General features: G+C 68.8%; 17 protein-coding genes and 1 pseudogene. 6 read left to right on the top strand and 12 right to left on the bottom strand.

Features of this window, described 5'->3' with window-relative positions:
* Positions 1–201: 201 nt before the first annotated feature.
* The 4 genes and pseudogenes from hisS to AL346_RS12795 all read left to right on the top strand — a co-directional run bounded on the left by hisS (position 202) and on the right by AL346_RS12795 (position 4673).
* On the top strand, positions 202–1704 hold the full coding sequence (hisS, locus tag AL346_RS12810; RefSeq protein ID WP_019401303.1) for a histidine--tRNA ligase: 1503 nt from the start codon (positions 202–204) through the stop codon (positions 1702–1704).
* Positions 1705–1915: 211 nt separating this feature from the next.
* Entirely contained in the window at positions 1916–3040 is a 1125-nt protein-coding gene (locus AL346_RS12805; protein WP_019401304.1) for an ATP phosphoribosyltransferase regulatory subunit, read from the top strand.
* Positions 3037–4013, top strand: a pseudogene (gene hisG, locus AL346_RS12800) (ATP phosphoribosyltransferase). The gene AL346_RS12805 and the pseudogene hisG overlap by 4 nt, the downstream one beginning before the upstream one ends.
* 222 nt (positions 4014–4235) lie before the next feature.
* Positions 4236–4673 carry an META domain-containing protein gene (locus AL346_RS12795; RefSeq protein WP_210289430.1) on the top strand — a complete coding sequence of 146 codons (438 nt, stop codon included), beginning with the start codon at positions 4236–4238 and terminating at the stop codon, positions 4671–4673.
* A 16-nt stretch (positions 4674–4689) separates the two neighbouring features.
* Here AL346_RS12795 and AL346_RS12790 read toward each other — a convergent pair whose 3' ends face one another.
* The 9 genes from AL346_RS12790 to AL346_RS12750 all read right to left on the bottom strand — a co-directional run bounded on the left by AL346_RS12790 (position 4690) and on the right by AL346_RS12750 (position 14687).
* The gene (locus AL346_RS12790) at positions 4690–6012 is read right to left on the bottom strand and encodes a chloride channel protein (protein WP_019401307.1); all 1323 of its coding nucleotides are present in this window, start codon (positions 6010–6012) and stop codon (positions 4690–4692) included.
* A gap of 105 nt (positions 6013–6117) precedes the next feature.
* The gene (locus AL346_RS12785; RefSeq protein WP_019401308.1) at positions 6118–8220 is read right to left on the bottom strand and encodes an ABC transporter ATP-binding protein/permease; all 2103 of its coding nucleotides are present in this window, start codon (positions 8218–8220) and stop codon (positions 6118–6120) included.
* 297 nt (positions 8221–8517) lie between these two features.
* Positions 8518–10155, bottom strand: coding sequence for a chaperonin GroEL (groL, locus tag AL346_RS12780; RefSeq protein WP_019401309.1), 1638 nt, complete (start codon positions 10153–10155; stop codon positions 8518–8520).
* 43 nt (positions 10156–10198) lie between these two features.
* Complete coding sequence (groES, locus tag AL346_RS12775) at positions 10199–10486, bottom strand: co-chaperone GroES (protein ID WP_019401310.1); 288 nt, start codon at positions 10484–10486, stop codon at positions 10199–10201.
* Positions 10487–10938: 452 nt separating this feature from the next.
* A complete protein-coding gene (locus AL346_RS12770; protein ID WP_019401311.1) occupies positions 10939–11376 on the bottom strand; it encodes a hypothetical protein in 438 nt (145 codons plus the stop codon).
* 317 nt (positions 11377–11693) lie between these two features.
* Positions 11694–11996: a hypothetical protein gene (locus AL346_RS12765; RefSeq protein ID WP_019401312.1), complete on the bottom strand. Its 303-nt coding sequence runs from the start codon at positions 11994–11996 to the stop codon at positions 11694–11696.
* Between the two features lie 86 nt (positions 11997–12082).
* Positions 12083–12526: a hypothetical protein gene (locus AL346_RS12760; protein ID WP_019401313.1), complete on the bottom strand. Its 444-nt coding sequence runs from the start codon at positions 12524–12526 to the stop codon at positions 12083–12085.
* Between the two features lie 552 nt (positions 12527–13078).
* Positions 13079–13918, bottom strand: a complete 840-nt coding sequence (locus AL346_RS12755) for a DMT family transporter (protein WP_019401315.1) — start codon at positions 13916–13918, stop codon at positions 13079–13081.
* Positions 13919–13949: 31 nt separating this feature from the next.
* Positions 13950–14687 carry a hypothetical protein gene (locus AL346_RS12750; protein ID WP_019401316.1) on the bottom strand — a complete coding sequence of 246 codons (738 nt, stop codon included), beginning with the start codon at positions 14685–14687 and terminating at the stop codon, positions 13950–13952.
* Between the two features lie 246 nt (positions 14688–14933).
* Here AL346_RS12750 and AL346_RS12745 point away from each other — a divergent pair, with 246 nt between their 5' ends.
* The gene (locus AL346_RS12745; RefSeq protein ID WP_019401317.1) at positions 14934–15824 is read left to right on the top strand and encodes a L,D-transpeptidase; all 891 of its coding nucleotides are present in this window, start codon (positions 14934–14936) and stop codon (positions 15822–15824) included.
* A 181-nt stretch (positions 15825–16005) separates the two neighbouring features.
* On the opposite strand, the gene AL346_RS12740 is transcribed toward AL346_RS12745, so the two are convergent.
* Positions 16006–16851, bottom strand: coding sequence for a patatin-like phospholipase family protein (locus AL346_RS12740; protein WP_019401318.1), 846 nt, complete (start codon positions 16849–16851; stop codon positions 16006–16008).
* 37 nt (positions 16852–16888) lie between these two features.
* Positions 16889–18232: an aspartate aminotransferase family protein gene (locus tag AL346_RS12735; protein ID WP_019401319.1), complete on the bottom strand. Its 1344-nt coding sequence runs from the start codon at positions 18230–18232 to the stop codon at positions 16889–16891.
* Between the two features lie 257 nt (positions 18233–18489).
* Here AL346_RS12735 and AL346_RS12730 point away from each other — a divergent pair, with 257 nt between their 5' ends.
* Positions 18490–19371 (top strand): TIGR01459 family HAD-type hydrolase, encoded by an 882-nt coding sequence (locus AL346_RS12730; protein WP_019401320.1) that lies wholly within the window; start codon positions 18490–18492, stop codon positions 19369–19371.
* Positions 19372–19448: 77 nt separating this feature from the next.
* Here AL346_RS12730 and AL346_RS12725 read toward each other — a convergent pair whose 3' ends face one another.
* Positions 19449–19832: a response regulator gene (locus AL346_RS12725; RefSeq protein ID WP_019401321.1), complete on the bottom strand. Its 384-nt coding sequence runs from the start codon at positions 19830–19832 to the stop codon at positions 19449–19451.
* Between the last annotated feature and the right edge of the window lie 184 nt (positions 19833–20016).

Here is a 20016-nt window from a genome sequence, read left to right as displayed (position 1 = left end):
ATTCACGCCCTTCGGCCCGGCCCAGGCGGCCCGGCATGGATGCCCGCGACAAGCGCGGGCATGACGGCGGGAGTGCGGAAGCCGGCGTGCTTTCGCACCGTGCTCGCGATGCCGATGGCGAGACAGCTGCGCGGCGGGGATGACATCCCCCGTTGCCTGCGCTAGGACGCGGGGCAACGTCAGAAGGTTCGCTTTTCCGCCATGTCCGACAAGCCGAAGACCAGCAACAAGCTCCTCGCGCGCCTGCCGCGCGGCCTCGTCGACCGCGCCCCGGGCGACATCGCCGCGACCGACCGGATGCTCGCCGCCATCCGCGAGACCTACGAGCTCTACGGCTTCGAGGCGGTGGAGACGCCGCTGATCGAATATACCGACGCGCTCGGCAAGTTTCTGCCCGACCAGGACCGGCCCAACGAAGGCGTCTTCTCCTTCCTCGACGACGACGAGCAGTGGCTCAGCCTGCGCTACGACCTGACGGCGCCGCTCGCCCGCTATGTCGCCGAGAACTTCGATACGCTCGCCAAGCCCTATCGCAGCTATCGCTGCGGCTGGGTGTTCCGCAACGAGAAGCCCGGCCCCGGCCGCTTCCGCCAGTTCATGCAGTTCGACGCCGACACCGTCGGCACGGCGAGCGTCGCGGCGGATGCCGAGATCGCCATGATGATGGCCGATACGCTGGAGAAGGTCGGCATCGGGCGCGGCGACTATGTCGTCAAGATCAACAACCGCAAGGTGCTCGACGGGGTGCTGACGGCCATCGGCCTTGCCGGCGAGGAGAATGCCGGCAAGCGCCTCGGCGTGCTGCGCGCCATCGACAAGCTCGACAAGTTCGGGCCGGAGGGCGTGCGCCTGCTGCTGGGCGAGGGACGTCGCGACGAGAGCGGCGACTTCACCAAGGGCGCCGGCCTCGAAGCCGCGGCCATCGAGCGCGTCATCGCCTTCACGGCCGCCAAGGGCGCCGATACGGCGGCGACCATCGCCAATCTCGCTGCCGTCGTCGGCGATACCGCGCAGGGCAACGAGGGCGTCGCCGAACTCGAGCAGATCGGCGCGCTCGTCGCTGCCGCGGGCTATGACGACGGGCGCGTCGTCATCGACCCCGCCGTCGTGCGCGGGCTCGAGTATTACACCGGTCCGGTCTTCGAGGCGGAGCTCACCTTCGACGTGCCCAACGAGAAGGGCGAGGTCGTTCGCTTCGGCTCCGTCGGCGGCGGTGGGCGCTACGACGGGCTCGTCTCGCGCTTCCGCGGCGAGCCGGTGCCGGCGACCGGCTTCTCCATCGGCGTCTCGCGCCTGTTCGCGGCGCTCAAGGCGATCAAGAGCCCGCTCGTCACCGATGCGGCGGGCGCCGGCCCGGTCGTCGTGCTCGTCATGGACCGCGACGAGATCGGCCACTACCAGCGCATGGTGGCGGCGCTGCGCCAGGCCGGCATCCGGGCCGAGCTCTACCTCGGCACCTCGGGCATGAAGGCGCAGATGAAATATGCCGACCGGCGCGCCAGCCCCTGCGTCGTCATCCAGGGCTCCAACGAGCGCGCGGCCGGCGAGGTCACCATCAAGGATCTCGCCCTCGGCGCCGAGCTCGCCGGCCTCGGCAAGGACCGCGACGACTACCTGCAGAAACAGGCCGAGGCCCAGTTCTCCGTCAAGGAGGCGGAACTGGTCGATGCCGTCAAGCGCGTGCTGGCGCGGCGGACGGCATGAGGCGCTCGGGCTGACGGGGGAGCGCTCGGCGCCGGCGGAACCTCCTCCCCTCCCCGCAAGGGGGAGGGGAGCGATTGACCGCGGTGCATCGATTGCCCACCGGCGATTGCCGACTGCCCCTTCCTATCCTTTCCGTTCACCCTTCAGCGCGAAAGCGGTCGCATCCGGCGGGCGCGCTTGCTAAAGACCCTGCCTGACAGGCAGGAAGGCCATGGTGACGACGACGCATTCGCGCGCGATGGCGCGCACCGACGAACTGATGGGGCTTTTCGCGCGCGAGGGCTATCAGCGCCTCGAGCCGCCCGTGCTGCAGCCCGTCGACGTGTTCCTCGAACTCTCGGGCGAGGATCTGCGCCGCCGCCTGTTCCTGACGCAGGATGCGGCCGGCAGCGAATTGTGCCTCAGGCCCGACTACACCATTCCCGTCAGCCGGGCCTATCTCGCCTCCCCCGCCGCCGGCAGCGCGGCGAGCCTTAGCTATCACGGCCCCGTCTTCCGCCAGCGGGCCGGCGAGATCGGCGAGATTGCACAGGCCGGCATCGAGAACTTCGGACGCACCGACCGCGAGGCGGCCGATGCCGAGGTGCTGGCGCTCGCCATGGAGGCGGCCGGGCTCTTCGGCCTTGCGGCGCCGGTCGTGCGCCTCGGCGACATGGGCCTGCTCGCAGCCGTGCTCGATGCGCTGAAGCTCGCGCCCGCGACGCGGCGCCGGGTGCTGCGCGCCATCACCCAGGGCCAGCCGGTCGATGCACCGAAAGCCGCGGCGAACGGCAACGGCAACGACGACCATGCCGGCCTCCTCGCGGCCATCGCCGGGCAGGACGCCAAGGCGGCGCGGGCCTTCGTCGAGGACGTGCTGGCGATCGCCGGCATCAGCAAGGTCGGCGGGCGCACGGCCGGCGAGATCGCCGAGCGCTTCCTCGCCCGCGCCCAGGCGCGCGCAGGTGAGCTCTCGGCCGAGGCGCATGCGACGCTCGAACGCTTCCTCGCCGTCGAGGGCGACCCCGACAGCGCGGCCGCGGCGCTGCGCGCCCTGGCGCGCGACGCGGGCCTCGCCATCGACGCTGCCATCGACACCTTCGAGGCGCGCACCGGCTTCATGGCCGCGCGCGGCATCGACGTCGCGCGCCTCGCCTTCGCGGCGAATTTCGCGCGCAACCTCGACTACTACACCGGCTTCATCTTCGAGCTGCACGACCCGGCGCGGCCGGAGGAAAAGCCGATCGTCGGCGGCGGCCGCTACGACAAGCTCCTGTCGCAGCTCGGCGCCGCCGAAGTGATCCCGGCCGTCGGCTGCTCCATCTGGATCGAGCGCATCAACGGAGCCGCATCATGAGCGACACCCCGCTCGTCCTCGCCGTGCCGTCGAAGGGCCGGCTGCAGGAGAACGCCGCCCGCTTCTTTTCCCGCGCCGGGCTCGAGGTGGTGCAGTCGCGCGGCGCGCGCGACTATCGCGGGCGCCTCGCCGGCGTGCCGGGCGTCGAGGTCGCCTTTCTCTCCGCCTCCGACATCGTCGCGCAGCTCGCCTCGGGCGGCGCCCATCTCGGCGTCACGGGCGAGGACCTGGTGCGCGAGGAGATCCACGACGCGGAAGAGGCGGTCGAGCTCCTGACGCCGCTCGGCTTCGGCCATGCCAATGTGGTCGTCGCCGCGCCACAGGCCTGGATCGACGTGCGCACGATGGCCGATCTCGACGATGTCGCCGCCGACATGCGCGTGCGCCACGGCCGCAAGATGCGCGTCGCCACCAAATACATCAACCTGACGCGCCAGTTCTTCGCCGGCCACGGCATCGCCGACTACCGCATCGTCGAGAGCCTCGGCGCGACGGAGGGGGCGCCCGCGACTGGCGCGGCCGAGATCATCGTCGACATCACGACGACGGGCGCGACGCTCGCCGCCAACGCGCTCAAGGTCCTCGACGACGGCATCATCCTGCGCTCGGAGGCGAATCTCGTCGCCTCGCTGCGCGCACCGTGGAGCGAGACGGCCCGCGCCGCCGCGCGCACCATCCTCACCCGCATCGCGGCGGAGGAGGAGGCGCGCACGATGCGGGAGCTGACGGCGCGGGTGGGGGCGCTCGATGCGGCGCTGGAGCGCGAGATCATCGACGGCCACGGCGGCCGCCTGCCCTTCGGGGGCCGGACGAGCGCGGGCTCCTCACCGTGCACTGCCCGGCCGACCGGGTCTTCGCGCTCGCCGCCCTGCTGACGGACAACGGCGCCGAGCCGGTCACGGTGCGCGCGCTCGACTATGTCTTCCGCGCCAGCAACGCGCTGAGCGAGCGGCTGTTCACGCGCCTCGGCTAGTGGCCCGGCCGCCACGCCTTTGCCATCAACGCGCATAGATTGGTTCGATCAAGCCGGCCATTGCAGGCGCCTTGTGCGGCGTTTATGGTCGCGCCGATCCATGGATCGTCGGCTCGATGACGGTTGCCCGCGAAGGGCGCCGCGTCATACCGGTGAGGGGGAGAGCAAGTGTTGTCTCGTTCGTCCGTTCGTTTCTGCGTGCTCGGCGCAATCGCGCTTGCCATGGCCGCTCCCGCGCTCGCGCAGACGCGGTCCGGCCAGCCGAACAATGCGGCCCAGTCGGCGCGCGAGAAGGAGCGGCAGACCAACGTGCCGCAGCAGGCCGAGAAGCAGTTCCCGGTCGGCACGAGCTGGGTGGCCATCAGCCTCAACGACAAGCCCTATTCCGGCGACCGGCCCGGCTTCGCGCTCGATTCCCAGTATCGCGCCCGCGGCTTCGGCATGTGCAACACCTACTCGGCCACAGCCTATCCGCTGCGCGACCAGGGCTTCGCCGTCGGCCCGCTGGCCATGACGAAGAAGGATTGCGGCAAGCAGGTGATGGCCGCCGAGCGCGCCTTCCTCGTCGCCCTGCGCACGGCGCGCAAGTGGGACCTCGTCAACGGCCAGCTGGTGCTGACCGGCGAGAGCGGCACCCTGCGTTTCGAGCGCGTGCTCTGAGCCAAGCCGACCCTATTCAGGCCTCCGTCTTCTCGCGCTGCCGCTCCTCGGCCACGGCCCTCGGCGTGAAGCCGCGCGCCAGGGTGTGGTAGAGCGGCTCGGCGCTGACGAGGCGCGACACCCCGGCCGCGATGAGGGACGTCGCCATCAGCGGCACCACCATGCGCGTGTCGCTGGTCATCTCGTAGACGATGACGAAGGCCGTCAGCGGCGCCTGCACCACGCCGGCGAAATAGGCCACCATGGCGAGGATGCCGAGGGCGCCGAGCGGCATGGCGGGCAGGATGGGCTCGACGAGCGCCGCAAGCGAGGCGCCGACGGCGAGCGAGGGTGAGAAGAGCCCGCCGGCGATGCCGCAGGCGGATGAGACGAGCGTCGTCAGGAGCTTGGCGAGGCCGTAGTACCAGGGCAGCAGCCCCTCCCCTTCGAGCACCTCTCGCGTCTGGTCATAGCCGCTGCCCGTGGCGAAGCCCGCGGTCACGAGGCCGAGCGCGGCGACCAGAAGGCCGCAGCCCGCGGCGAAGAGGAAGGGGCGCGCCTTCAGCCGGCCGAAGACGCCCTCCCGCGCGAAGGTGAGGCCGATGACGCCGCGGCTGAAAAGCCCGCCGAGCACGCCGCCGACGAGACCGCAGACGGGCACGGCCAGCCACTGCCGCGGCTCGCCGAGATGGCTGGCCACGCCGCCGAAATACTGATAGCTGCCGAGGAGCGCGAGGCTCGTGACGCCGGCGACGAGCACGGCGGTGATGACGAGCCCGGTGATGCGCCGCTCGAAGGCGCGCGCCATCTCCTCGATGGCGAAGACGACGCCGGCGAGCGGCGTGTTGAAGGCCGCCGCGATGCCGGCCGCCGCCCCCGCCAGCACGAAGCCGCGCTGATGGGCGATGCCGGCGAAGCTCGCCGCGATCAGCATGACGCTGGCGCCGATCTGCACCGTCGGTCCCTCGCGGCCGACCGAGGCGCCGACCGCGAGCGCCACCGTCGTCAGCAGCACCTTGCCCACGGCCACTCGGAGGCCGAGCAGCCGCTGGCGATGGTCGAGGTCGCGCGTCGCGCGCGCGGCGATCGCCTGCGGGATGCCGCTGCCCTGCGCGCCGGGGAAGTACTTCGCCACGCACCAGGCGCAGAAGGCATAGCCGAGCGGCGTGACGACGAGCGGCAGGTAGGGCAGCTCGCCGCTCCAGAACTGGAAGAAGGCCCCCGCCCCGTCCGCCGCCCTGGCGAAAGCGACGGATGCCAGCGAGACGACGATGGCGCCGAAGAGAAAGACCAGCCGCCGCTTCCACAGCGTGACCGACAGGAGGGCGACGCGCTGGCGGCGGAAGCGGGCGTGAGGCATGGAGGCTCCCGGCACGGGTGAGGACAGGAGGACGCGCCGAATCGCGGCGGCACCGTTTGCAACTGTCCGCGACCGGCCCGTGCCGGGGCAACCCTCTCCGGCAGATCAGCCGGCGGGCACCGGCTCCCGCGCCAGGTCGACCGGCCGCGACACGCCATCGTCCATCGGCTGCAGGTCGACGCGCCGGTCGTGGAAGGCGGCAAGGGTCGAGCGATGGCCGATGGAGACGATGGTGGTGCCCGGCAGCGCCGCCGCGATCGCCTCGTAGATGACCCGCTCGCTCTTCTCGTCGAGCGCCGAGGAGGCCTCGTCGAGGAGCAGCCAGTCGGGCTTTGCGAGCAGCGCCCGCGCGATGGCGAGACGCTGCTGCTCACCGCCCGAGAGGCGCTGCCCCCAGCTGTCGTCGTCGTCCAGGCGGTTCACCAGCGCCGGCAGGCCGACGGCGATCAGGGCCGCCTTGATGGCCGCATCGTCATAGGCCCCGGCGACGGCTGGATAGGAGATGGCGTCGCGCAGGTTGCCCTGCGGGATGTAGGGCCGCTGCGGCAGCAGCATGACGCTCCTCCCCTCCGGCACGTCGACCTCGCCCGAGCCGTAGGGCCAGATGCCGGCGAGCGCACGGAACAGCGTCGACTTGCCGGAACCCGACGGCCCGTTGACCAGCACCGGCTCGCCGGCCCTGAGGTCGAGGCGGTCGATCTCCACGATCCTGGCGCCGTGCGGCAGGTCGATCCTGAGGTCGCGGATGGCCAGCGCATTCTCCGGCGCCGTCTTGCGCTCGATGTGAGGCGGCACGGTGCCGATCACTTCGGCGCGGCCCATGGCGTCCTCGAAGGTCACGAGGCGGTCGATCGTCGCCTTGTAGGCGGCGAGGGTCGTATAGGCCGAGATGAAGAAGGAGAGCGAGGCATTGACCTGGCCGAACGCCTGGGCGCCCTGCTGCAGCTGCCCGAGCGTGATGCGCTCCAGGAAGAAATACGGCCCCATGAAGAGATAGGGGAAGGCGACGCTCATCTGCTGCCACGAGAAGCGGAAGCCCTCGATCTTGAGGCGGCGCTTGAGAATGTCGATGACGTTGGTGATGACCTGCGCGAAGCCGCCGCGCAGGTTCGCCTTCTCGGCATCGGCGCCGCGCAGCAGCGCGACCTGCTCGCCGTACTCGCGCAGGCGCGCCAGCGAGAAGCGGAAATTCGCCTCGAACTTCTCCTGCAGGAAGTCGAGCCGGATGAGCGGCCGGCCGATGAGATGCGTCAGGATGGTGCCGACGAGCGAATAGGCGACGGCGATCCAGACGAGCAGGCCGGGAATGACGACGGCGGTGCCCGGGAAGGTGAAGCCCTCGGACAGGCCCCAGAGCAGCACCGTGAACGAGACCAGCGTGGCGAGCTGCGCCATCATCTGCGTCGACAGGGTCATGGTGCTGGAGATGAAGGACGCGACGTCGACCGAGATGCGCTGGTCGGGGTTGTCCGCATTCTGCCCGGCGACCCCCATCTTGTAATGGGTCGAGCGGTCGAGCCAGCGCGAGAAATAGCTCTCCGTCAGCCATTGCCGCCAGCGGATGCGGAAGATCGTGTCGATCGTGAAGTCGAGCAGCTGGAAGATGATCCAGAACACCAGGAGCGGGATGAACACCCACCAGATCTGATACCAGAAGGCGTCGGCATTCTTGTTCTGGAGCGCATCGAACAGGTCGCGGTACCAGAGGTTGAACTTGATGTTGAGGCCGACCTGCACGAAGTTCGTGGCGATGATGGCGGCGACCATCGCCACCGCCGCCCGCCCTTCGGAGCGGAAGAGCCGGCCGAACCAGCTGAAGTTCTCCCCGCCGCTGCGCACGGAATAGAAGTAGGGGTCGGCGAGGTCCGTGATCGTGCGCACGACCGGGATGAACGAGACGCCGAAGACGAGGCCGGCGAAGGAGACGGAAGCGGTGGCCATGAAGGCCGGCGGAACGAGCGCACCCAGCGTCTGCGGCACGAGGCCGTAGCTGGCAAGCGTGTTGGCCCCGGCGATCAGCAGGTAGCCGAGCGCATACATGCCCATGAAGATGCGCAGGAAGATCGAGATGTCGCGCGCCAGCCAGAGGATGGCGGCGAGCACGAAGCCGCTGACCGGCACGTAGAGCGGCAGGGCGTTCGCCTGCCCCTGCGACAGCGCCAGGAAGGCTGCGGACATTGCCGCAACGACGATGGCTATGAGCTTCATGAAATCCGCTTGTCCCGCCAGAAGAACCGGCCTCGCCGGCACTCGAAATCCGCCTCGTCTCCTACAGGAATTCGAGAGGCGCTGCATCTAACGCTTTTGTAAAGTGCCGGAAATGTCGGCGAAAATAGGCACGGAGGTAATCCTGGCCGAATTGCTCCGCGTAGTCCGCCAAAGAAAAAGGGCCCGGCGATGCCGGGCCCTTCCATCTCTGGCCGGACGGACTTCCTCAGAAGTCCATGCCGCCACTCGGGCCGATCCCGGCCCGAGCCCTTTCCCGTGACGGGCGAATGGACTTCCTCAGAAGTCCATGCCGCCCATGCCGCCGCCCGGCATGGCCGGAGCGGGCGCGTCCTTCTTGGGCTTGTCGGCGACCATCGCTTCCGTCGTGATGAGGAGCGAGGCGACCGAGGCCGCGTCCTGCAGGGCCGTGCGCACGACCTTGGCCGGATCGACGATGCCGGCCTCGAGCATGTCCACGAACTCTTCGGTCTGGGCGTTGAAGCCGAAGGTCTGCGACTTGTTCTCGCTGATCTTGCCGACGACGATCGAGCCCTCGACGCCGGAGTTCTCGGCGATCTGGCGGATCGGCGCCTCAAGCGCGCGCAGCACGATGTTGATGCCGGCCTGCACGTCGGCGTTGTCGCTCTTGATCTTGCCGACAGCCGCCTTGGCGCGCAGGAGAGCCGTGCCGCCGCCCGGGACGATGCCTTCCTCGACCGCCGCGCGGGTGGCGTTGAGGGCGTCGTCGACGCGGTCCTTCTTCTCCTTCACCTCGACCTCGGTGGCGCCGCCGACGCGGATGACGGCCACGCCGCCCGCGAGCTTGGCGAGACGCTCCTGCAGCTTCTCACGGTCGTAGTCCGAGGTGGTCTCCTCGATCTGCGCCTTGATCTGCTGGACGCGGGCCTCGATGTCCTTCTTCTTGCCGGCGCCGTCGACGATCGTGGTGTTCTCCTTGTCGATGCGCACCTTCTTGGCGCGACCGAGCATGTCGAGCGTCACGTTCTCGAGCTTGATGCCGAGGTCTTCCGAGATCGTCTGGCCGGCGGTGAGGACGGCGATGTCCTCGAGCATGGCCTTGCGGCGGTCACCGAAGCCCGGCGCCTTGACGGCCGCGACCTTGAGGCCGCCGCGCAGCTTGTTGACGACGAGCGTGGCGAGCGCCTCGCCCTCGACGTCCTCGGCGACGATCAGCAGCGGCTTGCCGGTCTGCACGACCGCCTCGAGCACCGGCAGCATGGCCTGCAGCGAGGAGAGCTTCTTCTCGTGGATGAGGATGTAGGGGTCGTCGAGCTCGGCGACCATCTTCTCCGCATTCGTGATGAAGTACGGGGAGAGGTAGCCGCGGTCGAACTGCATGCCCTCGACGACGTCGAGCTCGGTCTCGAGGCTCTTGGCCTCCTCGACCGTGATGACGCCCTCGTTGCCGACCTTCTGCATCGCCTCGGCGATCATCTCGCCGATGGAGCGGTCGCCGTTCGCCGAGATGGTGCCGACCTGGGCGACCTCATCGGAGGACTTCACCTTCTTGGCGCGCTTCTCGATGTCCTTGATGACCTCGGCGACGGCGATGTCGACGCCGCGCTTGAGGTCCATCGGGTTCATGCCGGCGGCGACCGACTTGGCGCCTTCCTTCACGATCGCCTGGGCGAGGACGGTGGCCGTCGTGGTGCCGTCACCGGCCAGGTCGTTCGTCTTCGAGGCGACCTCGCGCACCATCTGCGCGCCCATGTTCTCGAACTTGTCCTCAAGCTCGATTTCCTTGGCGACCGTCACGCCGTCCTTGGTGATGCGCGGCGCGCCGAACGACTTCTCGATGACCACGTTGCGGCCCTTCGGGCCGAGCGTCACCTTCACCGCATTGGCGAGAATGTCCACGCCGCGCAGCATCTTCTCGCGGGCGTCCGCCGCAAATTTAACGTCCTTGGCAGCCATGTGCTCAACTCCTGCCTGAAACTCTGGATGAGGGAGGGGCGGCTCAGCCGATCACGCCCATGATGTCGGACTCCTTCATGATGAGGAGGTCCTGACCGTCGATCTTCACCTCGGTGCCCGACCACTTGCCGAAGAGCACGCGATCGCCCTTCTTGACATCGAGGGCAACGAGCTTGCCGTTTTCGTCACGGGCGCCGGAGCCGACGGCGACGATTTCGCCCTCCTGCGGCTTTTCCTTCGCCGTGTCGGGAATGATGATGCCGCCCTTGGTCTTCTCTTCGCTGTCGAGACGGCGGACGACCACGCGGTCGTGCAGCGGACGGAACTTCATGAGACGTATCCTCTCAAAGAAAGCAGCGGAACGCGCTGATCATGCGGGGCCTGTTAGCACTCGACAAAAGTGAGTGCCAAGGCTCGGGCGGAAATAGGCAGGCTGCGCTGGAGAGTCAAGGCGCGGCCGCGGCAAATTCGCCGCCTCGCCGCGCGAGCGGCCTTTGCGTGCCCGAGTTCTCTCCCGTGAAGGTTAATGGACAGGCACCGATCGTGCCGCCGTGCCGAGCGTCCGCGGCAGCGCCGGCCTCGATGCGCATGCCCGCGCACGTCGGCAGCGAGCCGACGCGCAAAGGGCAGGACCTCATTGCGGAGGTCCTGCCCTTTTCTGTCACGCCCGAGAACGCATCGCATGCGCTCGGGACCGGCGAATGGGAGAAGTGTCCGTGGGCGGCCGCGTCACTCGGGCGCGCCGCGCACGTCATGGCGAGCCAGCGGAGCGGCGGGAAGTCCTCAGGCCTCCAGCCCGATCCCTGCCCCTCGCACGGAATTCGCGCCGCCCAGACCGTTGTCGAACGCCTGCATGCGCTGCGCGCCATCTCCGTCAATCTGCTGGAGCAGGTCCGCGAGCATCTTCATCAGCTGCTCGCCCTCCTGCCCCTCGGAGCCCTGCGGCGCCGCATCGGCCTGCGTCTGCTGCAGCAGATCCGCCAGCATCTGCAGCAGCTGCTCGGTCCCCGCCCCCTGCGCGTCCTGCGCGCCTTCGCTTCCCGCCTGGCCGGCCTGCTGGAGCTTCTGCAGCTCCTTCAGCAGCTGCTCGATCAACTGGCCGAACTGCTGCTCCGCCGTCTGCTGCCTTGCCTGCTGAAAGACCTCCTGGAACTTCTGCACGCCGGCCGCGCCGACGGTTCCACTAAGACGACCGGCAGACTGGATGCCGCTGATATCCATAATCGATCTCCACAATGTTCGTAATGAAATTGCTTTACTTTCCGAAGTAAATCAGAGGAGCGCATTGGCATCACTGTCATATACCACTCGCACTCGCGGAGACCATGCGGATATACGTCCGGCAACGCAACCATCAGCTGCCGTAAATCGCAAAAATCATAATTTCCGGACCCCTGCCTGCGCATCCGTATCGAGCCGGTCGAGGCTCGGCGATGGACTGCTGCGTCGGGCAGGACCGAAGCTGTCCATCAGCGTCCGAATACCCGCGTTGCGGCACGCGATCGACAGGAGAGCGATGTGCCGATAGGCCGCGCGCACTAGCCCCGGCCTCGCGGCAACTCGTCCAGCCGTCGCGCCAGCTCGCCCATCAACAGATCCAGCCGCGCCATCTGCTGCCCCTGCAGCTCGTGTCGCCCGTCCATGTCGCCCAGCAGCCACGCCAGTTCCCTCACCTGCCGCGCGATCCCGAGCTCCTGTGGCCCCTGCCGGCCTTCGAGCGCCTTCGTCAGCTGAGCGACCTGCTGCCTCGCCAGCTGGATGATGGCCGGAAGATCCCCTCCCTCGAGCTCATCCCATTGGCCCATCGATTGGCCGCCAAATCCAAGACCCATGTCCACCATGACTCATTTCCCGAATATGATCGGCGGCGAGCGGCCACATCAGCCCGGACACAGTGCGCCAGGGCTGACGCGGCCGGCCCGAACGCTCAGAACGCTCCGGATGCCCCGGTCAGCCTGAAATTGGCCGTCAGACCGGTCAGCCTGAGGTCGCCGTAGCCCTGGTCATTGCCGCAGCGCTGCGACTGTCCCTGGCCATTTCCACAGCACTGGCCCTGGCCCTGCCCCAGGAACTGCTGCAGCTGTTGCAGCAACTTCACCAGCTGCATCATCTGCTGCAGCTGCTTCAAGCCTGTCAGAAAGTCCTTCTGGCCGATATTCCCGGCGCCGTTACACTGACTGCAGGAATTGATTCTGTAAGACATATTGAACCTCCAATATATCGGTTCCATCTGCCGCCCGGCACGGCCGCGCCCGGCCGATCGTGAAAGCTGCTCGTCGAGCCGCGCGCGATCGCCCGAGGCGAAGGCTGCTGCAACACGCAGCCATTCGCCGTCGGCAGCAGGGGCTTCGATGGCGCCGCCGATCTTCAAATGCTCCTCACCCGGAGCCAGCGGCAGCCGGCGGCCCCGGGTGAGTCATGGCGAAATGATGCAGCCGGCCCGGCCAAGACCGTCAGGTCAGGCTCCGGACATTTTCGCCATCATCCGCACGATGTTACTTCTGGATGTTCTGGGACTGCTGCGCCTGCATTGCCACCTGCGCCAGCATCTCCTGGAAATCATCCGCGGAGCGCTTCTGCCTCTGGGCGTCCTGCGCACCAGCGGCGCCGGCCGCACCAGCATTCGAAGCCCCATTCTTCTGACAGCACGAGCAAGCCATGATATACCTCTCAAATATCAATATACAGGCCGATAACGGCCCTGAAAAACGAGCGACAGCTCCAATATGACAGCCATATACGGTCGTCATCGCTCGCAAGATATGATGCAAAGACAAAATGAACAGCGCAACTGCTATGAAGTTGCTATTGCTAAACTCATAATTTCCCGACCCACCCCGGCACGTGATGGCGAGGCCCGGCGTGGGGCAGGCCTTCGGCACGACACCGGGAGATGCGGATCCTGACCAGTCCTCGCCCGCCTTCAGCGGCGGGCGGTCGCCAGAGCGCCGAGGACGATCAGGGCGCCGCCGGCGAGCGTCTGCAGCGAGGGCACCTCGCCGAAGAAGAGATAGCCAAGCGCCACCGCCCAGATGAGAGCGGTGTATTCGAGCGGCGCGAGGCGCGCGGCCTCGACCCGGGCGAAGGCCGTGGCGAGGATGAGATGCCCGATGGTGCCGAGGCAGCCGATGGCGAGGAACAGCCACAGGTCGGACACGAGGGGCGGCGTCCAGACGGCGGCGGCGGGCGCGGCGAGCACGAGCGCCGGCCCCATGTTCTGGAAGAAGACGATGGTCTCGACACGGTCGCGCGTCGCCCGTGCCCGCAGCATCACCATCGACAAGGCGTAGGTCACCGCGGCGGCAAGCGCCGCCGCGATGCCGTCCCACGACCGTTCGCCGCCCGAGGTGCCGGAGCCGTGGACGATGACCGCCATGCCGGCGAAGCCCACCAGCAGCGCGCCGACGATACGCCCGTCGACGCGCTCGCGCAGCAGCACGACGCCGAAGAAGGCGATGAAGACCGGAGCGAGGAAGGCGAGCGCCTGCGCCTCCGCCAGCGGCAGGCGGCCGAGCGCGTAGAAGAAGGAGGTCGCGGTGATGACGACGAGCAGGGCGCGCCAGCTGTTGGCGACGACGGTCTCGCGCGTCGGCCAGCCGGGCCTGCGCACGGCGAGCACCGCGCCGGCGACGAGCGTGCCGAAGGCGAAGCGCAGGAAGGTGATCTCGAACGTGGGATAGCGCGCGGCCATGGCCTTGATGAGCGCATCCATGGCCGACAGGAGCGCAATGCCCAGAACCGCGCGGCCGAAGGCGCCCGTCATGACCGTCTCCGTCCCTGCCCGTCCCGGGGGGCTATTTGAAATAGCCGTCGATCTCGTTCTGCTGCAGGTGCCCGGGTGTGCCGGCGACGGCTGGACCGTTGATCAGCTGCGCGTCGTTCGCCGCCCTGCGCGCGGTCATCTGGTGCGGCGCCACCTCCACGATCGCCGCCAGTTCGTCCACATGCGCCGCCAGCCCTTCCAGGTGGCGGCGGATCTTGGCGACGCGCTGCTGCGTCAGGTCCTGGTAGTTGCAGGCCTCGTACAGCTTGATGAGCTGACCCATGATGCTCTCGGCCGAACCGACGTTCTCCGGCTCGCCGCTCTGCTTCAGCCTGCGCGCCTCCGCGGCAATGACCTCGGCGGCACCGAGGATGTCACCGGCGGCGTGGGCGGTCTCGTCGCCCATCGCGCTCAGTTCCTTGAGGGCCAAGCGGGCGACGCAACTATCGCCCTCTCCGTGACGGATGGCGGCGAGCTCCTGCCGCACCGCGGCGAGCGTCCCCTGCAGGCCGGCGACCTCCTGGCTGAGGCGCGCCACCTCCGCCGCCTCCCGCCGGTAGTCGTCCATGAGGCCCAGCGCCTGGCGCTGCATGGGGCGGAAGATCTCCAGCATCTCCCGGATATCGTCGAGCGCGGCCATGATCTCGGCGCGGCTCGTGTCGACGCGCGGCATGCGGCGGTCCGCCAGCATGCGCTCGCGCCGGTCGATGCGCATGACGTCGAGGGAGGTCACATTGCGATAGCGCGCACGCGCGGGAAGCGTCGACATGGCCTGCTCATCCGGGATGCGGCGAAAAGGCGCCGCCGCGATGGAAAGACACTGATTGGTAGCCGACCGAGTTAAATTCAACGTTAAGGACGCCTCGGCACCAGCCGCTAACCATCGCGACGGAAAACACCGCCTCCGGCCGGCTCATGGAGCGGAAAGCCCGCGGCGTTCACCATTTGGCGAGCCCGTTTCGCAAGTCTTCGGCTGCATTGGCATCATATGCCGTCATCGATTGCAGGTCCCGCCATGTTGCCCATCCACCGCTTGTCTCTCGCCGCCGCGCTCGCCTGCGGCCTTGCCCTGCCCGCAGGCCCCGCGGGGGCGCAGACCGTCATCTACGGCACCGGCACGCGCGCGCCCCTGCCATCGGCCAGGGTCATCCAGGCGCCCGGGGCGCGCGAGATGGCAGCCGCGGCCGAGCGGCAGCCGGTGCGCCGCGCCGACCTCGGCGGCGGCTTCATCGAGATGCTGGTGACCGGCCGCACCCCCACGGCGGGCCCGCGAGCCGGGCAGCCGGTGCGCATCGTCACCCCCTCCTCCGGCGGCATCGCGCGGGTCCACAGGGTGCCCCCGATCGATCCGCTCGACGCGGCGCTCGGCAGTGAGCGGACATGGGAACGCCGCCCGTCGTCGGGGAACGTGCGACACGCCGCCCTGCCCGATGCGGCCGAGCTGCAGCCGATGCGCGCGCCCGAGCCGCGCTATGCGCGGCAGGTCGTGGATTATGCAGGCCCGCACAAGCCGGGCACCATCGTCATCGATACGGCAGGCCGCTTCCTCTACCTCGTCGAGCCGGGCGGGCGCGCCATCCGCTATGGCATCGGCGTCGGCCGCCAGGGCTTCTCCTGGCGCGGCAGCGAGAGCATCAGCATGAAGCGCGAGTGGCCCGACTGGCGCCCGCCGGCGCAGATGCTGAAGCGCCGGCCCGACCTGCCGCGCCACATGGCCGGCGGGCCCGACAATCCGCTCGGCGCGCGCGCCCTCTATCTCGGCAAGACGCTCTACCGCATCCACGGCACCAACGAGCCGCACACGATCGGGCGCGCCGTGTCCTCCGGCTGCATCCGCATGCTCAACAAGGACGTCATCGACCTCTACAACCGCGTGCGCATCGGCACCCGCGTCGTCGTCAGCTGAGCGGAGCCTTCGGCTGGCTTGATGAGCCGGACCCCGGCTCGCATTCCACTTGGCTGCATGCGTCCGGAGAACGAGGTTGCCTCTCAAAGCACACTCGTTTCCCGGCCCGCATGCGCGAAGCGTGAGGCGAGAGCCGGGAACCAGCGCACGATTGATGCCCGAAGGGCATCGCCTCAGCCTCTCAGGCGAGCGCTTCGAGCGCCGCTTCGATGTCGCGCTTGAGGCCATCCTTGACGAGATCGGCCGCCGCGAAGATCGCCTTCGCCTTGAAGAAATCGAGCCCGCGGAAGGCGCCGACCGGGGGCCGCACCATGATGTGCGGCGGGCCGGCGGCGAGTTTGCCGGCGACGATGGCCGCCTGCATGATGTGCGAGGCGCCGAACATCGTCTCGACCGGATCGGGCACGCCGTCCGTCTCGCGCGCCGCGCCGCCGACGACATCGACGGCGATGACGACGTCGGCCCGCGGCAGGAGGTGGTCGAAGGGCAGCGGATTGGTGGCGCCGCCGTCGATGAGCACCCGCCCGCCGGCGACGACGGGCCGCACGAGGCCGGGAATGGCCATGGAGCCGGCAACGGCCGAGACGAGCGCGCCCGCGCCGATGACGACCTCCGAGCGCGCATAATAGTCCGTCGCCACGACGAGGAGCGGCACGGCGAGATCCTCGAAACGCTCCGGCACGCTCTGCGGCCAGAACAGGTCGAGGAACTTCTCGCCGTCGATCAGCACCGGGTTGGCGTGGCCGCGCGCGAAGATCTGCGACAGGCGGCCGACGCGGGCATGCAGCAGGCGGGTGAGCACCGCCGTGCGGTCGCGCAGCGTGTCCTGCACGTGCCGGCGCAGGTCGCGCCCGCCGATGCCGGCGGCATAGGCGGCGCCGACGATCGCCCCCATCGACGTGCCGGCGATGGCGGCCGGCCTGAGGCCGAGTTCGTCGAGCACCTCGATGACCGCGATGTGGGCGAGGCCGCGCGCCCCGCCCCCGCCGAGCGCAAGGCCGATCGAGGTGCCGGACGCCGCCGTCATCGCCGCTGCCCGGCTGGCCGACGGCGGCGCACAGGCATCAGGCGACCGCCCGGATGACCTTGGCGAGCTTGTCGGCGATGTCGCCGATGTCGCTCTCGGTCAGGATGAGGGGCGGCGAAACCGCGATGGTGTCGCCGGTGATGCGCACCATGAGGTCGAACTCGTGGAAGGCGCGGTCCATGGCCTCGAAGGCGCGCCGGCCCGGCGCATCCTTGAGGGGCGCGAGGTCGACGGCCCCGACGATGCCGACCGAGCGGATGTCGAGCACGCCCGGCAGGCCCTTGAGCCCGTGCATCGCGTCCGCCCAGGTGCCCTCGAGCGCGCGGGCGCGCTCGAACAGCCCCTCGTCGCGATAGACGTCGAGCGCCGCAAGGCCGGCGGCGCAGGCGAGCGGATGGGCCGAATAGGTATAGCCGTGGAAGAGCTCGATGACGTGCTCCGGCCCCTGCATGAAGGCTTCGTAGATGCCCTTGCGCACGAGCACGCCGCCCATGGGCACGGTGCCGGAGGTGACGCCCTTGGCGAAGGTGATCATGTCCGGCACGACGCCGTAGCGCTCGGCGGCGAAGGCGAAGCCGAGACGGCCGAAGCCGGTGATGACCTCGTCGAAGACGAGCAGGATGTTGTGCTTGTCGCAGATCTCGCGCAGGCGCTTCAGATAGCCCTTGGGCGGCGGCAGCACGCCGGTGGAGCCGGCCATGGGCTCGACGATGACGGCCGCGATGGTCGAGGCGTCGTGCAGGGCGACGATGCGCTCCAGCTCGTCGGCGAGATGCGCGCCCCACCCCGGCTCGCCGCGCGAGAAGGCCTGCTCCTCGCGGTTGTAGGTGTGCGGCAGGTGATCGACGCCCGTCAGCAGCGAGCCGAAGAACTTGCGGTTCGGCACGATGCCGCCGACCGAGATGCCGCCGAAGCCGACGCCGTGATAGCCGCGCTCGCGGCCGATGAGGCGCGTCTTGGAGCCCTTGCCGGTGATGTTCCAGTAGGCGAGCGCGATCTTGAGGGCGCTGTCCACCGCCTCCGAGCCGGAATTGGCGAAGAAGACGTGGTCGAGGTCACCCGGCGCCAACGCGGCGATGCGGGCCGCGAGCGCGAAGGCCTTGGGCTGGCCGAACTGGAAGGCCGGCGCATAGTCGAGCTCGCCGGCCTGGGCCTGGATGGCCGAGACGATCGGGTCGCGGTTATGGCCGGCGTTGCAGCACCACAGCCCCGCCGCGCCGTCGACCACCTTGCGGCCCTCGGCCGTCAGGTAGTGCATGTCCTTGGCGCCGGTCACCATGCGCGGCTTCTTCTTGAAGGCGCGGTTGGCCGTGAAGGGCATCCAGAACGCTTCGAGGTCGTTCGGCGCGAGCGCGTGGTCGTGGGCGGCAGAGGCGGACATCGTGGCTCCCGTTCGGTTTGGGCCGCGGGAGACAGGGATCCCGGGCCAGTATTGCGCCAAGCTATCAAGAGCCGCGCCGAAGAGGAACAATCGAACCGGTTGCCCGCCATGCGACATATGCTGCGCCGGACGCCCCGGCCGCGCTTGACACGGCCGCCTCACGGCATTAGCGCCGGAGCCTCCGCCTCGCTCCCCATGGGTGGCCCCTCGACGGAACCGCCCCGGGGAGCTCTCTCGAACATGAAGCTCTCTCGCACATGACCGACCGGCCCGCTTCCCCGCCTCCGATCATCCAGGGACTTCGGACGATCGCCGATCGCTACGACGTCATCCTGTGCGACATCTGGGGCGTGCTGCACAACGGGCTCGAGGCCTTCGCCCCGGCCGGCGAAGCCCTCCAGCAGTTCCGCCAGCGCGGCGGCCAGGTCGTGCTCGTCTCCAACGCCCCCCGCCCGAACGGGGACGTCCTGACGCTGCTCGACGGTTTCGGCGTGAAGCGCGAGGCCTATGACGCGGCCGTCACCTCCGGCGACGTTACGCGCAGCCAGATTGCGGCCAGGCCGGGCGAGCCCCTCCTCCACATCGGGCCGGACCGCGACCTGCCGCTGTTCGACGGCCTCGACGCCCCCCTGACGGCGGCGGCCGAGGCCCGTTATGCGGTCTGCACCGGCCTCGTCGACGACGAGCGCGAGACACCGGACGACTATGCGGGCCTCCTCGCCGAGATGCATGCCGGCGGTGTGCCGATGATCTGCGCCAATCCCGATCTCGTCGTGGAGCGCGGCACGGCGCTGATCTATTGCGCCGGTGCCCTCGCCGCCGCCTATGAGGAGATCGGCGGGACGGTGACCTATGCGGGCAAGCCGCACAAGCCGATCTACGAGCGCGCCCTCGGCGAGGCGGAGCGCATCCGCGGCGCACACGTGCCGGTGTCGCGCGTGCTCGCCATCGGCGACGCGATCCGCACCGACGTCGCCGGCGCCCACAGCATCGGGGCCGATGCGCTGCTCGTCACGCGCGGCATCCACGCCGCCGAGATCAGCCCGCTCGGCGGCAGCCTCGACGAGATCGCCCTCGCCGCATGGCTCGAGGACGCGACGCATCGCCCGCAGGCCATCATCGAGAGCCTCGTCTGGTAACCGCGTCGCTATCGCTCGAGCGCGCGTCGCACCGCCTTCAGGCGATCACCGACACGCTGATCCGGTAGCGGCGTCGCTCAGACGCCGCAGACCGATTCGATCTTTGCCTTCAGCGTCTGGGCGTTGAACGGCTTCACGATGTAGTTGTTCACGCCCGCCTTCTTCGCCGCGATGACGTTCTCCGTCTTCGATTCGGCCGTGACCATGATGAAGGGAATGGAGCGCCAGGCCTCCTCGGCGCGCACCTCGCGCAGGAGGTCGTAGCCCGACATGGGCTCCATGTTCCAGTCGGAGATGACGAGCGCGTAGGTCTTCTCGCGCATCTTGGCGAGCGCGCTCGGACCGTCCGGCGCCTCGTCGACATCCTCGAAGCCGAGTTGGTGCAGCAGATTGCGGATGATGCGGACCATCGCCTGATAGTCATCGACGATCAGGATCGGCATCGAGAGATCAAGGGCCATGGTCTGCTCCGGTCAACGGCAACGGCACGTATGCCCGCCACGGCGTCCTGACCCGGCTGGCTGAGAAGAAACGGTTGTCGTCATGCCCCTACCTTAGAATGCCCCTGTTGCGATCAGGTTAATTACATCAGATCCGGTGAAATTTGGCATCAACCTTTGCGCATGCAGGTGGCCGAAAGTCGCA

Source organism: Chelatococcus sp. CO-6 (assembly GCF_001271345.1).
Taxonomy (GTDB): Bacteria; Pseudomonadota; Alphaproteobacteria; order Rhizobiales; family Beijerinckiaceae; genus Chelatococcus_A; species Chelatococcus_A caeni.
Note: the sequence above shows the minus strand (reverse complement) of the source record. Positions and strands in the feature narration are given on the sequence as shown.